The 13652-nt window shown below is 70.0% G+C and carries 14 protein-coding genes; 4 read left to right on the forward strand and 10 right to left on the reverse strand.

Annotated elements, in window-relative coordinates; translation table 11 throughout:
- Window positions 1–68: 68 nt before the first annotated feature.
- The 3 genes from fdxA to ACGFU6_RS22680 are packed head-to-tail and all read right to left on the reverse strand — an operon-like array spanning window position 69 to window position 3368.
- Complete coding sequence (fdxA, locus tag ACGFU6_RS22670; protein ID WP_393613286.1) at window positions 69–392, reverse strand: ferredoxin; 324 nt, start codon at window positions 390–392, stop codon at window positions 69–71.
- Window positions 389–1456 carry a 2-oxoacid:ferredoxin oxidoreductase subunit beta gene (locus ACGFU6_RS22675; protein ID WP_393613382.1) on the reverse strand — a complete coding sequence of 356 codons (1068 nt, stop codon included), beginning with the start codon at window positions 1454–1456 and terminating at the stop codon, window positions 389–391. The genes fdxA and ACGFU6_RS22675 overlap by 4 nt, the downstream gene beginning before the upstream one ends.
- A gap of 4 nt (window positions 1457–1460) precedes the next feature.
- Window positions 1461–3368, reverse strand: a complete 1908-nt coding sequence (locus ACGFU6_RS22680) for a 2-oxoacid:acceptor oxidoreductase subunit alpha (RefSeq protein ID WP_393613288.1) — start codon at window positions 3366–3368, stop codon at window positions 1461–1463.
- Between the two features lie 200 nt (window positions 3369–3568).
- Here ACGFU6_RS22680 and ACGFU6_RS22685 point away from each other — a divergent pair, with 200 nt between their 5' ends.
- Window positions 3569–4270: an NADH oxidase gene (locus tag ACGFU6_RS22685; RefSeq protein WP_393613290.1), complete on the forward strand. Its 702-nt coding sequence runs from the start codon at window positions 3569–3571 to the stop codon at window positions 4268–4270.
- Window positions 4271–4276: 6 nt separating this feature from the next.
- Here ACGFU6_RS22685 and ACGFU6_RS22690 read toward each other — a convergent pair whose 3' ends face one another.
- The 4 genes from ACGFU6_RS22690 to ACGFU6_RS22705 all read right to left on the reverse strand — a co-directional run bounded on the left by ACGFU6_RS22690 (window position 4277) and on the right by ACGFU6_RS22705 (window position 8834).
- The gene (locus ACGFU6_RS22690) at window positions 4277–4885 is read right to left on the reverse strand and encodes a response regulator transcription factor (RefSeq protein ID WP_393613291.1); all 609 of its coding nucleotides are present in this window, start codon (window positions 4883–4885) and stop codon (window positions 4277–4279) included.
- Window positions 4886–5061: 176 nt separating this feature from the next.
- A complete protein-coding gene (locus ACGFU6_RS22695) occupies window positions 5062–6147 on the reverse strand; it encodes a sensor histidine kinase (RefSeq protein ID WP_393613293.1) in 1086 nt (361 codons plus the stop codon).
- Window positions 6148–6330: 183 nt separating this feature from the next.
- Window positions 6331–8664 (reverse strand): TOMM precursor leader peptide-binding protein, encoded by a 2334-nt coding sequence (locus tag ACGFU6_RS22700; protein ID WP_393613295.1) that lies wholly within the window; start codon window positions 8662–8664, stop codon window positions 6331–6333.
- Window positions 8661–8834, reverse strand: coding sequence for a hypothetical protein (locus ACGFU6_RS22705; RefSeq protein ID WP_393613296.1), 174 nt, complete (start codon window positions 8832–8834; stop codon window positions 8661–8663). The genes ACGFU6_RS22700 and ACGFU6_RS22705 overlap by 4 nt, the downstream gene beginning before the upstream one ends.
- Before the next feature lie 208 nt (window positions 8835–9042).
- Between ACGFU6_RS22705 and ACGFU6_RS22710 the strand changes: the two genes are divergently transcribed.
- Entirely contained in the window at window positions 9043–9243 is a 201-nt protein-coding gene (locus ACGFU6_RS22710; RefSeq protein ID WP_148083840.1) for a DUF6059 family protein, read from the forward strand.
- A 115-nt stretch (window positions 9244–9358) separates the two neighbouring features.
- On the opposite strand, the gene ACGFU6_RS22715 is transcribed toward ACGFU6_RS22710, so the two are convergent.
- From ACGFU6_RS22715 to ACGFU6_RS22725, 3 genes are all read right to left on the reverse strand, one after another.
- The gene (locus ACGFU6_RS22715; RefSeq protein WP_393613298.1) at window positions 9359–10894 is read right to left on the reverse strand and encodes a PTS transporter subunit EIIC; all 1536 of its coding nucleotides are present in this window, start codon (window positions 10892–10894) and stop codon (window positions 9359–9361) included.
- Window positions 10895–10932: 38 nt separating this feature from the next.
- Window positions 10933–11898 (reverse strand): N-acetylmuramic acid 6-phosphate etherase, encoded by a 966-nt coding sequence (murQ, locus tag ACGFU6_RS22720; RefSeq protein ID WP_393613300.1) that lies wholly within the window; start codon window positions 11896–11898, stop codon window positions 10933–10935.
- Window positions 11899–11996: 98 nt separating this feature from the next.
- Window positions 11997–12914, reverse strand: a complete 918-nt coding sequence (locus ACGFU6_RS22725) for a MurR/RpiR family transcriptional regulator (protein WP_393613302.1) — start codon at window positions 12912–12914, stop codon at window positions 11997–11999.
- Between the two features lie 99 nt (window positions 12915–13013).
- Here ACGFU6_RS22725 and ACGFU6_RS22730 point away from each other — a divergent pair, with 99 nt between their 5' ends.
- A complete protein-coding gene (locus ACGFU6_RS22730) occupies window positions 13014–13382 on the forward strand; it encodes a hypothetical protein (protein ID WP_393613303.1) in 369 nt (122 codons plus the stop codon).
- Window positions 13379–13651, forward strand: coding sequence for a DUF4031 domain-containing protein (locus tag ACGFU6_RS22735; protein ID WP_393613305.1), 273 nt, complete (start codon window positions 13379–13381; stop codon window positions 13649–13651). The genes ACGFU6_RS22730 and ACGFU6_RS22735 overlap by 4 nt, the downstream gene beginning before the upstream one ends.
- Window position 13652 lies beyond the last annotated feature (1 nt).

A 13652-nucleotide genomic window follows, 5' to 3' on the forward strand; every position in this document is an offset into this window, starting at 1 on the left:
TGAAGAACCAGGGAAGAAGGACGGGAGCCCGCACCCCCGCCGGAGGACCGCCCGCCCTCCGTTGCAGCTCAGCCTGGTTCGCGCACCGGCTCCATCTCGACCGTGGGGTGGTCCTCGGCGAACACCCCGTGGGACGCGGCCCCGGCCGGCGAGCCCAGGGGGACGAAGATCTCCCGGTCGGCGACCGCGTACCCCGCCCACTCGGTGGGCAGTGCGTCCTCGTAGAAGATGGCCTCGACCGGGCAGACGGGCTCGCAGGCTCCGCAGTCGACGCACTCGTCGGGGTGGATGTACATCTTGCGCGGGCCCTCGTAGATGCAGTCGACGGGGCACTCGTCGATGCACGCCTTGTCCTTGAGGTCCACGCAGGGCTGGGCGATGACGTAGGTCATGAAGTCCGCACTTTCCAGGTGTCGTTACCGGTGAGCAGGACATCGAGGTCGCCCTTGCCGTGCAGTTCGACGGCGGTGTCGAGCTGGTCGGCCATGAGGGTGTCGTAGACCGGCCGTTCGACGTCGCGGATTACCCCGATGGGGGTGTGGTGGAGGGTGTCGGTGTCTGCGAGTCGGGTGAGTGCGAAGGCGGTGGTGGGGCTGGTGGCGTGTGCGTCGTGGACGAGGATCTGTGACTTGTTGTCCTCGGTGACGGCGACCACGGTCAGGTCGCCGGTGAGGGTGTCGCGTACGACGCCCTTGGTGTTGTCGGTGCCGAAGAGGATCGGCTGTCCGTGCTCCAGGCGGATGACGGCTTCCTGGGCTTGTTCGCGGTCCTTGAGGACTTCGAAGGCGCCGTCGTTGAAGATGTTGCAGTTCTGGTAGATCTCGACGAGTGCGGTGCCGGGGTGGTCGGCGGCGGCGCGCAGGACGCTGGTGAGGTGTTTGCGGTCGGAGTCGACGGTGCGGGCGACGAAGGACGCCTCGGCGCCGATGGCCAGGGACAGCGGGTTGAAGGGGGCGTCGAGTGAGCCCATGGGCGTGGACTTGGTGATCTTTCCGACTTCGGAGGTGGGGGAGTACTGGCCTTTGGTGAGGCCGTAGATGCGGTTGTTGAAGAGGAGGATTTTGAGGTTGACGTTGCGGCGGAGGGCGTGGATGAGGTGGTTGCCGCCGATGGAGAGTGCGTCGCCGTCGCCGGTGACGACCCAGACGGACAGGTCGCGGCGGGAGGTGGCGAGTCCGGTGGCGATGGAGGGGGCGCGGCCGTGGATGGAGTGCATCCCGTAGGTGTTCATGTAGTACGGGAAGCGGGAGGAGCAGCCGATGCCGGAGACGAAGACGATGTTCTCTTTTGCCAGTCCGAGTTCGGGCATGAAGCCCTGTACGGCGGCGAGGACGGCGTAGTCGCCGCAGCCGGGGCACCAGCGCACTTCCTGGTCCGACTTGAAGTCCTTCATGGACTGCGTGGCCTCGGACTTCGGCACGAGTCGCAGGAGTTCGTTGGTTCCGGTCGTGGGCATGGTGTCAGGCATCGATGGCCTCCTTGAGGGCCGTCGCGAGCTGCTCGGCCTTGAACGGCATGCCGTTGACCTGGTTGTAACTGTGCGCGTCCACCAGGTACTTGGCCCGGATGAGGGCAGCCAGCTGCCCGAGGTTCATTTCCGGGACGACGACCTTGTCGTAGTGCTTGAGTACGTCGCCGAGGTTCCGGGGGAACGGATTGATGTGGCGCAGGTGTGCCTGGGCGATGGGCTGTCCGGCGGCGCGAAGCCGGCGGACGGCGGCGGTGATGGGCCCGTATGTGGAGCCCCAGCCGAGCACCAGGGTCTTCGCGCCTGCGGGGTCGTCGACGTCGAGGTCGGGGACTTCGATGCCGTCGATCTTGGCTTGGCGGGTGCGGACCATGAAGTCGTGGTTGGCGGGGTCGTAGGAGATGTTGCCGGTGCCGTCCTGTTTCTCGATGCCGCCGATGCGGTGTTCGAGGCCGGGGGTGCCGGGGACGGCCCAGGGGCGGGCCAGGGTCTGTGGGTCGCGTTTGTAGGGCCAGAACACTTCGGTGCCGTCGGCCAGTTCGTGGTTGGGTGCGTGGGCGAACTGGACGCGCAGGTCGGGGAGGCTGTCCGTTTCGGGGATGCGCCAGGGTTCGGAGCCGTTGGCGAGGTAGCCGTCGGAGAGCAGGAAGACCGGGGTGCGGTAGGTCAGGGCGATCCGGGCGGCGTCGAGTGCGGCGTCGAAGCAGTCCGCGGGGGTTTTCGGGGCGACGATCGGGACGGGGGCCTCGCCGTTGCGCCCGTACATCGCCTGGAGCAGGTCGGCCTGCTCGGTCTTGGTGGGCAGCCCGGTGGACGGGCCGCCCCGCTGGATGTCGATGATGAGGAGGGGGAGTTCGAGGGACACGGCCAGGCCGATCGTCTCGGACTTGAGTGCCACTCCGGGGCCCGATGTCGTCGTCACCCCGAGCGCACCGCCGAAGGCGGCGCCGAGTGCGGCGCCGATGCCCGCGATCTCGTCCTCGGCCTGGAAGGTGCGCACGCCGAAGTTCTTGTGTTTGGAGAGTTCGTGCAGGATGTCGGAGGCCGGCGTGATGGGGTACGAGCCCAGGTAGATGGGCAGGTCGGCCTGCCGGCCTGCGGCGATCAGGCCGTAGGACAGGGCGAGGTTTCCTGAGATGTTGCGGTAGGTGCCGGTGGGGAAGGCCTGGGTGGCGGGGGCGACCTCGTAGCTGACGGCGAAGTCCTCGGTGGTCTCCCCGAAGTTCCAGCCGGCCCGGAAGGCGGCCACGTTCGCTTCGGCGATCTGGGGCTTCTTGGCGAACTTGGCCCGCAGGAAGGTCTCGGTCCCCTCGGTCGGGCGGTGGTACATCCAGGAGAGGAGTCCGAGGGCGAACATGTTCTTGGAGCGTTCGGCTTCCTTGCGGGGGAGTCCGAAGTCCTTCAGCGCCTCGATGGTGAGGGTGGTCAGCGGCACCGGGTGGACGTTGTACGCCTCCAGCGAGCCGTCCTCCAGCGGACTTGTCTGATATCCGACCTTGGCCATCGGGCGTTTGGTGAACTCGTCGGTGTTGACGATGATTTCGGCGCCGCGTGGGACGTCGGCGATGTTGGCTTTGAGTGCGGCCGGGTTCATCGCGACGAGGACGTTGGGTGCGTCGCCGGGGGTGAGGATGTCGTGGTCGGCGAAGTGCAGCTGGAACGAGGAGACGCCGGGCAGGGTGCCTGCGGGGGCGCGGATCTCGGCGGGGAAGTTCGGCAGGGTGGAGAGGTCGTTCCCGAAGGAAGCGGTCTCCGAGGTGAACCGGTCACCCGTGAGCTGCATACCGTCACCGGAGTCACCCGCGAAACGGATGATCACCCGGTCCAGACGGCGGACCGTCTTTTCCACCGCGTGCCTTCGCGGCGGTTCTCCCGCACGCTCAGTCGTCTGAACGGCCACCGGCCGCCCTCCCTTCCCTCGGACTCTGCTGTCGCCCTGCAGGTCGCACCGTAGGAATGCGCACTTGTGACCTGCCAAAGCGCCCGGTTTCCGGCCGCCCGGTATGAGATCTTCACGCCAGGCACGTGGCCTCGTGGCTGTGAACGGGACGTGCACGGAGTCAGAATCGAGGGAGTCTCGAGTTGACGGAAGGGGACGCCATGGCGCAGCCCACCGGGCGTCACACAGTCGATCTGTGGTCGCTGCACGAGGACGTCCTGGTCGAAGCCGACGAGACCGGGGAAGATCTCGTGCTCCGGGGCCGACTGGGCACGGAGCGGGTACGCCGGCCGGGCCCCCTGATCCGCGAGGCGCTGCGGCGGATGGAGCTCGGGCCGGTCCTCCTGGCGAACATCGACGACCGGTCCGAGGGCACGGAGAGCGCGGGCGGCACGTACCTCGTGGTGCTGCCGACCCTGCGAGCGCTGTCCCACCTCATCGTGCGGACCCTGGGGATGATCACCGACCGCAACGGCCCGCTGCTTTCGGTGTCCGCGAGGTCCAGGCACGCGGTCTTCACGCCCGTGGGCGTTCCGGACCGGCGATTACTGAGGCTGCCCGGAGGGGTCTCCCTCACCCTGGAGAAGGCCGGGTTCGTCCTGGAGGCCGTCGGGTCACCGCACCGGGTGCAGTTGCACCGCCCGGAAGCGGTGTGGGTCGTCGGCCTGCTCGCGTGGCCGATCACCCCGGACGCGGCCTCGGCCGCGCTGCCGCTGCCGGCCGAGGTGACGAAGGCCATCCTCGAATACCTGGCGGCGGCCGGCATGGTGGCGCCGGTGCGGGACGAGGAGCAGGACTGGGCGGCTGCCCCGGCCGAGGGCGACCCGGGCGCTTTCAGCAGCCGCGGGAACCCCGGTGCGTGAGGCCGTTCACAGCAGCCAGCCCGACTCCTGCGCGATCAGAATGGCGTCGACCCGATTGCGGGCGTTCAGCTTCGCGATGACGGTCGTCAGGTAGTTCCGTACGGTTCCGGTCGACAGGTGGAGCGCGGCCGCGATCTCCGGAGGCTCCGCGCCCTTCGCCGCCAGCCGGAGCACCTCGGTTTCCCGGAGGGTCAGCGGATTGGGGCCGACGCCCCAGGCGGAGACGGCCAGTTGGGGATCGACGACCCGGTGTCCGGCCGCCACTCGTCTGACTGCGCTGGCGAGTTCTCTGGGCGGGGCGTCCTTGAGGAGGTATCCCGCCACCTGGGCCCCGATGGCACGGTGCAGTGTGCCCGGCCGGCCGAGGCTGGTCAGGATCAGGGTGTGGCACTGCGGCATCCGCTCCCGCAGTTCGGCTGCCGCGGTGAGGCCGTCCATGCCCGGCAGGTCGATGTCGATGACGGCGACGTCGGGCCGGTGCTTCAGGGCGCCTGCCACGATCTCGTCGCCGCGCTCGAGTTCGCAGACGACCTCGAAGTCATCCTCGAGATCCAGCAGCGCGACCAAGGCGCCGCGAACCATGTTCATGTCTTCGGCCAGCAGAATACGAATCACGCGTCCCCCGTTCTCCGGCGGCGCTCCCCCGCGCCTCACGCGGGGCGATCGTACGGCATCCGGCCCCGGGATTCGTGGCGGGATTCACATGCTTGCTCTGCGTTGCCGGCCGCCTGTATACGGAGGGTCCTACTCCATGATCCGAACGGTTTCGCGGCGCCGGGGCCCTGGCCTGTTCACGCCGTGGGAACCTCCGCCCGCACGTGGAACCCGCCGTCGGCCGCCAGCCCGGAGGCGAGGCTGCCGCCGACCTCGCGCAGCCGCAGCTGAAGGTTGCCGAGGCCGCTCCCGCTGTGCGGCGACGGGTCGCGGTGCAGGGGGTCCGTACCGTCGTTGAGCACCGAGAGCCGGACGCTTCCCGCCCTCTGCGAGGCCTCGATGACGCACCTCTGGGCCTCGCTGTGACGCAGGACGTTGGTCACCGCCTCGCGCAGTACCGCCGCCAGTACGTTCTCGATCTGCTGGCTGACGTCGCAGATCGCTCCTTTGACCTCGACGTCCACATTGGCGGCCATCAGCACGGATTCCGCGGTCTCGATCTCCTGGGGCAGCGACATGTCCCTGAAGCCGCTGGCGACCCTGCGGACATCGGCCAGGGACTGCCGGGAGATGCCGAGGACGTCCTCGACCTCCGCCACGGCCCGGTCGGGCTGCATCGGAATCAGCCGGTGGATCAACTCACTCTTGAGCGTGATTGCGGACAGGCTGTACCCGAGCAGGTCGTGCAGGTCCCGGGAGAACCGCAGCCGCTCCTGCGTCACCGCCATACGGGCGACCTCGTCGCGGGCGCTGTGCAGCTCCTGGATCAGCTCGGCGAGGCGCGTGAGCCCGTAGACGACGAGACCGGTCAGGAGCGTGCTCATCCCCGCGTAGAAGGCGTCCACCGGCGAAAGGCCGAGCAGCAGGGGCGGTACGAACATGGTGACGCCCACCAGGCCGTACAGGGTCCAGCCGAGACGCGGCGGCAGCATGAGCAGCAGCGAACCGGCCAGGAAGCCGGCCATCGACCCCCACTGCGCGCCGAAGAGCAGGACCGGCAGATACGTGAGCAGGGCCTGGGTGCCCAGGGTGAGGCACTTGCGCGGGACCGACGCGCGGTTGGCGTCCGGCGTCGAGTGGACGAGCTGGATCACGAAGACCGCGGTGAGCACGGCGACGCCGAGGGATTTGACGCCCGTGGAGAGATCGGCGGCGAAGATATTCAGCGCGGTGATGATCAGATAACTCAGCACGACCACCCGGAGGATTACCCGCGCCAGCACGGGACCCGGAAGGTTCTTGCCGTGTTCACGTGGAATATGCCTGTAGGCGTGTACCTCCGGGTGGCGTTCTCTTTCGCCGGACGCGACGCTCGGTTCCGTTCCCACAGCCTCCTCTTTCGCAAATGTGTGCGTTTTTTGGGGATCATATGGGAAGAGGTCGAGGTGGTGTGGCTGGATTCCGTCTCAGACGAAGAGCGGAATGGGGTTGAGTTCCCCGTAAGTAGTTGGCTCGCTCAACCTTCCTAAATCAACCGGCACTTGGTACAGGCGACCGGGTCCGAGTCTGGCCCAGAAGTGCCGCATGCCCGGCACTATGACCTTGACCACAGGCATGTCCAGGTCGGGGCGAGTCTGGTTCAGGACCAGCAGTTCCATGCCGCGGGCCTGCACGAGCCGGGTGATGGCTTCCACGTCGGTGAGCAAGTCGGCGCGCGGTGCGAAGGGCCAACTGGCCGGTTTCCGTGCCCTGATGCCTGGGTCCGGTTGCAGATATGGCTGATTGTCAACGGTGGCTGTGCGCCACCAGGTACACAGCTCCGGATCGTCGAGGGCGTAGCCCGTGCCGTCGCCCCTGGCCATGGAAACCGCCGGCAGCAGCTGGCCCATTTCGGTCAGTGCCCGTCGCAGCGCCGTTCGTGGGTCGAAGTGCGCCCCGAATCCGAAGATCACGTCCTGGGCGGGCTTGTCGTTGCGCCGTGACAGCGCCACCATGACCGGGATCCCGAAGTCCGAAGTCAGGTCCAGCACCCACAGGTCGCGGTCGATCCTGCGGTAGCCGTCCCGGATGCGCCGGACGTAGGGCGCGTCGAAGGCGTCGAGGTCGACGGCCGGCTGCCGTGTGCGGTTGTACCACCACAGCGCGACCGCGTCCCGCTCGACCAACTCCAGGAACCCCTGGACCAGGGCGTCCTCGGGGCTGCTGCCCGCGGCGTTGCCGTTGGAATCGGCCAGCAGGCCGTCGCGGGTGCTCGCGTCGTCGGCGGTCGAGCCGTTGCCGAAGTAGAGCATCGAGGTGGGCAGCAACCGTTGCGTCTGCCCCGTCAGCGACCACACCGGTGTCCAGTCGGTCGGCATGTCTTCGTCGAACGGCCGGGGCACGTACTGGAAATGGGAGCGGCCCCGGTTCCACACGTCCCGGTTCCGGTACTGCCTCTCGTCGTACAGCTGGCAGGAGTTGGGGTGTACGGCCACCGGCCCCAGCGCCCGGTAGCTGTCCCGCACCACCGGCTCGTCGCCCTGCCGGGTGCCGCTGAAGCGTTCCACCGCCTCGCACAGGGCACTTGTCCGGGCCTCCGTGCTGGTGAGGCCCTTGCCGCCGCTGAGTGCGCGCAGTCCGGCGCGGAGCCCGGCGAGGGTGTGGGGGCTGACGGCGAGATTGTGGCCCGAGAGGTAACTGGCGACGAAGTCCGGGGTGTGCGGGGCACGCCGGATCTCCTTGACGATCCCGGTGACCGGGCTGACCAGATGCCCGTACCGGTCGAGCATCTCGTCGGGGGTCAGCGCGCGGTCGCCGCCCAGCTCCTGCTCGGCCTTCAGCCGCGACACGGGCCGGAAGGGCGCGCGTACGGTCCGTGCGACCAGACCCGGATCGCCGCAGACCGCACATTGCGGCAGCCTGCTCACGGGGTGGGTGGCGACCCGGAGCAAGAGTGTGTCCAGGGTGTGGACGAGATCCTGCGAGGGATAGCGCATTCCGGCCAGCCACTTTGCCGTTTCGAGCACCACGATGTGCGCGGCGACGGCGCGCCCGGCCGCCAGGGAGGCCGACGGCCGGGCGAGCGGGCCGTCCAGGCTCAGCGCGCGCCGCACGGGCCACTCCGAGCCGCGGTGGCCGCGCAGCCGGACCGCGAGGCAGGACCAGCACGGGCCGCGGCCGGGCCGGAAGACCGGACCCACCCACGGATCCGCACCGGACACCTTGGCGATCAGCCACGGCGTGCCGCTCGCCCGGTGTGCGGCGTCCACCTCACGCAGCCCGGGCGCCAGGTAGTCGTCGCACAGGACAAGGGAGAGCCCGGCGGCGGAGCCGGGGGGCGCCACCGCGATCCGGGAGTCCCGGCAGGCGTCCTCCACCGCCCCGGTGTCCAGGTCGCCCACCGTCACGATCCGCACGCTGGCGGCGGCCAGTTCCGCCGAGGCCCGGCCGCCGTCGAGGCCGGCCAGGTCCCAGTACGCCTCGGCCACCGGGTCGCCGAGGGGATCGGGGTCGCCCTCCGACGGCGCGGGGCGGAAGCTCAGCAGCCCCGAGCCGGTCAGAGCCTGCAACGAGGTGCCGGCCTCCTCGGCGGTCAGCTCCGGTGCCGCGGCGTGCAGCACGGAGCGGATGCTCCTGGTGCCGTCGAGCAACGGCACCAGCACTTCGGCATGGGCGCCGTACAGCGCCGTGACATTCCGGGGGGACACCAGGTACGTCGCCTCCCCCGGGATGACGGTCGGGCGCAGATGGCGCTTGAACCCCACCAGTGCGGTGTCGTCCGGCAGTGCCGCCCGGACGTCCCTTGCCCCCCGCCCCGTCATGCCGAGAGTTGTCCGAGCGGCTCGGTGCGAATGCACCAGCTCAGCAGTGCGATGTGCTGGTCCGAGACGAGGTCGAGATGCTCGATCACCAGTTTCTGGCCGGAGGAACCGGTGGACTGTGCGGTGATCTCGTCGAGGCTCTGAACGCCGTTCGATATGACGCTGTCCATGGATTCACGATCCTTTTCTTCGTCAGGGAATGGCCTGCGTTCCGTTGTGATGATTCTGCGAGAGGCGCGTTGTGCCAGGCAGTGCCCCTGTCATCAGTGGGGCGTGAAGTTCTCACGCGCCTGCGGCCCCGGGGCTCTTTAGCGGCGCTCAGGAGGAGTGCGGAAGGCTCGGCAGTCCGTTCCGGTGGCAGGGGAGCTGAGCCCGCATATGCGTCGTTCATGGTTCGAACTGGGCGCTCGCATGGTGCGCTGCGTCTACCGCGCGCTCATCGGGGCCGGTTCGATATGGGTCCACGTACCCGAGGACGCGCCCCCGCACCCGCGCGACCTGGAACGGGTGCGCCCCGACATCCCGTTGAGCGCGGTGGAACGCGCGATGGACCACCAGCTCAGCGACATCGAACTGTGAGGGACCGGCGTCCGCGAGCGGATGCCGGTGGTGGCGCTCGCCGGTGTCCGACCCGGCCGGGCAGCGAGGAGGGCGGCACCCGGAACCGGGTGCCGCCCTGGTGTCACTCGACGGTTCAGACCCCGGCCGGGGCCTTGGCCGGTGCGGGGGAGGTCGTCGCGGTGGACGGCTCCGGCGCTGTCGCCGGGGAGACCGCCGGTTCCTGCGACACGTTGAACTCCGTCAGCAGGTCCTTGCTGAAGCCGAAGAAGTACGTGGCGACGAAGCCGGCCAGGTAGCCGACGACCAGGCCGCCCGCGTAGATCGCGATCGTCGCGCCCAGCCCGTGGTTGCCGTCGAGCAGCGGGAACAGGGCCCAGCCGGACGGGCCGATCGCGGTGGAGCCGACCGCGTCACCGAGCTGGTTGAAGAAGCCGACGAACGCTCCGCCGAACGCACCGCCCACGCACGCCGTGATGAACGGGCGCCCCAGCGGCAGCGAGACACCGTAGATCAGCGGCTCCCCGACGCCCAGGAACCCTGCGGGCAGCGCGGACTTGATCGTCTTGCGGATCGACTCGTTGCGCGGGAGACGGAAGTAGACCGCGATGGCCGCACCGACCTGGCCGGCACCGGCCATGGCGAGGATCGGCAGCAGGACGGTGTAGCCCTGCTGCTCGATCAGCGTGGTGTGGATCGGGATCAGCGCCTGGTGCAGGCCCAGCATGACCAGCGGGAGGAAGAACCCGCCGAGGACCAGGCCCGCGCCCGCGCCGCCGTTGGACAGCAGCCAGTTGGCGAACGTACCGATCGCGGTGGACACCTCACCGGCCACGTACATCAGGCCGAAGATCGTCACCAGGCCGGAGATCAGGACCGTCAGGGTCGGGGTGACCAGGACGTCCAGCGCCTCCGGGACCCAGCGCCGGCACCACTTCTCCACGTACACCGCGAGCACCGCCGCGCCCAGGGCGCCCAGGACGCCGCCCTGGCCGGGGGAGAGCTTCTGGCCGAACGCCTCGATGTTCGCGACGCCCGGGAAGACGATGATGGCCGCGACCGCACCGCCGAGGATCGGCGTACCGCCGAACTCCTTCGCCGTGTTGTAGCCGACGAAGACCGCGATCAGCGCCATGAAACCGGACGCCATCGCCGCCAGTGCCGGGGTGACCGAGGGCAGCCACTCCAGGTTGACCAGCAGGCCGTTCAGCCCCGCGATGATGCCGCAGCCGATCAGGGCCGGGATCAGCGGGACGAAGATGTTGGCGATCTTGCGCAGGAACAGCTTGAACGGGGTGGCGTTCTTCGCCTTCCTGGCCGCCTTCATCCCGGCCCCCTGCGCGGCCAGCTCCTCCGCGCCGAGCGGGGCCCCGGAGGCCGGGGCGGGGGCGGCCGCCGGGGTCGCGGCCCGCCCCTCCTCGACGAGCTTCTCGAACTCCGGCGTGACGCGGGCGACCGTACCGGGACCGAGAACGATCTGGTACGTGTCGTCGTCGACCACGCCCATGACGGCGGGGACGGCCTTCAGCGCATCGTCCTGCACGAGCGAGCGGTCGTGCAGGCCCAGCCGGAGCCGGGTCATGCAGTGGGCGATGGAGCTGACGTTCGCGGCGCCACCGACGAGCGGAAGGATCGCGGCGGCAGTGGCGCGGTTCTTGTCTTCTGTAGCCATGGTGCGTGGTGCCTTGCTGTGCGGGGAGAGGGGAGGGTCTAGGTGGTGCGGGGGGCGGCGGCGAGGGCGGCGCGCAGGTGGCCGTCCGAGGCGGACAGCAGCGTGGCGGCGGTGGGGCCGTCGACCTGGCCGAGGATGGTCAGGATGGCGTTCTTCACCTCGCCGTCGGTGGCGGCGAGCGCGGCCTCGATCTCCTGGTCCGAGGCGCCGGTGGCCAGCGAGACGATCCGCCGGGAGCGGGCACGCAGCTTCTCGTTGGAGGCGCGGACGTCGACCATGAGGTTTCCGTACGTCTTGCCGAGCCGGATCATCGTGATCGTCGAGAGCATGTTGAGGACGAGCTTCTGGGCCGTGCCCGCCTTGAGCCGGGTGGAGCCGGTGAGCAGCTCCGGGCCGACGACGACCTCGACGGGATGCTCGGCGGCGGCGCCCAGCGCGGAGTCCGCGTTGCAGGACAGGCCGATGGTCAGGGCCCCCTCGGCGCGGGCGTGCTCGACGGCACCGATCGCGTACGGCGTGCGGCCGGAGGCGGAGATGCCGACGACGGTGTCATCGGCGGTGAGCCCCAGCGCGTCCAGGTCGGCGGCGGCCAGCTCCTTGCTGTCCTCGGCGCCCTCGACGGCGGTGACCATCGCGGACGGGCCGCCCGCGATCAGACCGACCACGTCGGCGGGGTCGGTGTTGAAGGTGGGCGGGCACTCGCTGGCGTCCAGCACGCCGAGGCGGCCCGCGGTGCCGGCGCCCGCGTAGATCAGCCGGCCGCCGCGGGCCATGCGCGCCGCGGTGGCGTCGATCGCGGCGGAGATCTCGGGCAGCCGGGCGGCGACGGCGGCGGGGACGGTCCGGTCCTCGCCGTTCATGATCCGGGCGATCTCCGCGGTGGCCAGCTGGTCGATGTCGGCCAGCTCGGGGCGGAAGGCCTCGGTGGTGAGGGTTTCGAGCTGGGCGCGCAGCTCGCCGTATCCGTCGGGGGCGGTGGCGTCGGCGTCGGTGATGGAGGTCATGGAGAGCGGCTCTGCTTTCTTGAACTCGTACGGTTCTGCGGGTGCGGGTGCGGGTGCGGGTGCGGGTGCGGTGCGTTACGCGGGCGGGTCGGCGGCCGTCAGCGGGTGCGGGGGTTGTGGCGGTGGGCCAGCGCCTCGTAGGACGCGGCGAGGGCCGGGGCGGCCGTCTCATAGGTGCGCTGTGCGACCCCGATGAACAAGCAGTCGACAACCAGGAGCTGGCTCGTACGGCTCGACATGGCCGCCGGGCGCAGCTCGCTCTCGCGGGCCGTGGACGTGGTCAGCACGTGGTCGGCGTACTGCGTGACCGGCCCGTCGGGGCGGCCGGTGATCGCGATCGTCGTCGCGCCCCGGTCGAAGGCGACCCGCAGCGGCTCGATGACGTCACCGGTAGAGCCGGAGTGCGTGATCGCGATGGCCACGTCACCGGCGCGCAGCTGCACGGCGTTGGTGACCGCGAGGTGCGGGTCCATGTTGGAGTGCGCGATCAGGCCGATCCGGGCCAGCTTCTGGGCCAGGTCCTGGCCGACGAGCGAGGAGGCGCCGACCCCGTAGATGTCGATCCGGCGGGCGGTCGCGGCGGCGGCCACGGCGGCACCGAGCTGCACGGTGTCGAGCCCGGCGGCCGTGTCCGCGAGGGTCTGCTGCTCGTCGTAGGCGAGCTTGGCGACCACGTCCGCGATCGGGTCGTCGACCGCTATGTCGGCGGTGACGGCGGGCGCCCGGCCGGACTGCTGGTGGGCGGCGAGACCGGCGAGCGCGAGGCGCAGGTCGCGGTAGCCGGGGTAGCCCAGGAGGCGGGCGGTGCGGACCACCGTGGCCTCGCTGGTGCCGGTGAGCTCGGCGAGACCGGTGACCGTCAGCGCGGCGCAGCCGGCCGGATCGCCCGCGACCGCCTCGGCGACCCGCTGCATGGAGCGGGTCATGGACGGCGCGAGCGTGCGCACCTTGGCGGCGAGGGCGGCCGGGGCGGGCGGCGAATCAGTGCTGAAACTTTCCTTCAGGTCATTGGTCACATTTGAAAGATATTTTCAGGACCCGGGTCCGTCAACCCCTCTTTGGTCCTGACCTCTGGCGGCGGGAGGCTCCGGCGCGCGCAGGTGGACAATGGAGGGATGGAGCTGAATCCCCTGGAGCAGGCGCTGCACACCGCCCGCGCACTCGTCATGGCCGACCTCGCCGCCGGAGACGTGGCTCAGGCGCAGATCGTCTCGATGGTCGAGGACGCGGTGACGCACCGCCGCTGGTGGGTCGAGCAGTGGCCGCAGGGGGTGGAATTCGTCGTCGGCCTGGTCGCCCAGGACGTCCAGGACGCGCTCCTGGAGCAGTACGGCCGCTGGCCGCTGTGCCCGGTCTGCGACTCGGGCGACCCGCACGCGCTCGACGTCGAACCGGAGCTGGGCCCGGACCCGCACTGGGTCTGCACGAAGGCCGCCGTCGCGGTCGCCCCGGTCGGTGCGCTCGGCGGGATACGGCGGCCGTGACCGTCTACATCGATCCGCCGGACTGGCCGGGCCACGGGCGGCTCTGGTCGCACCTGGTCAGCGACGAGTCGTTCGACGAGCTGCACGCCTTCGCGGCGTCGATCGGCTGCCCGGAGCGGGCCTTCGAGCGGGACCACTACGACGTGCCGGAGGCCCGGTACGAGGACGCCGTGCGGGCCGGCGCCCGGCAGATCGGCTCGAAGGAGCTGGTCCGCCGCATCACCGAGGCGGGCCTGCGCCGCCCGAAGGGCCGGCCGGCACCGGGATAGC

The organism is Streptomyces sp. NPDC048462 (assembly GCF_043200175.1).
GTDB lineage: Bacteria > Actinomycetota > Actinomycetes > Streptomycetales > Streptomycetaceae > Streptomyces.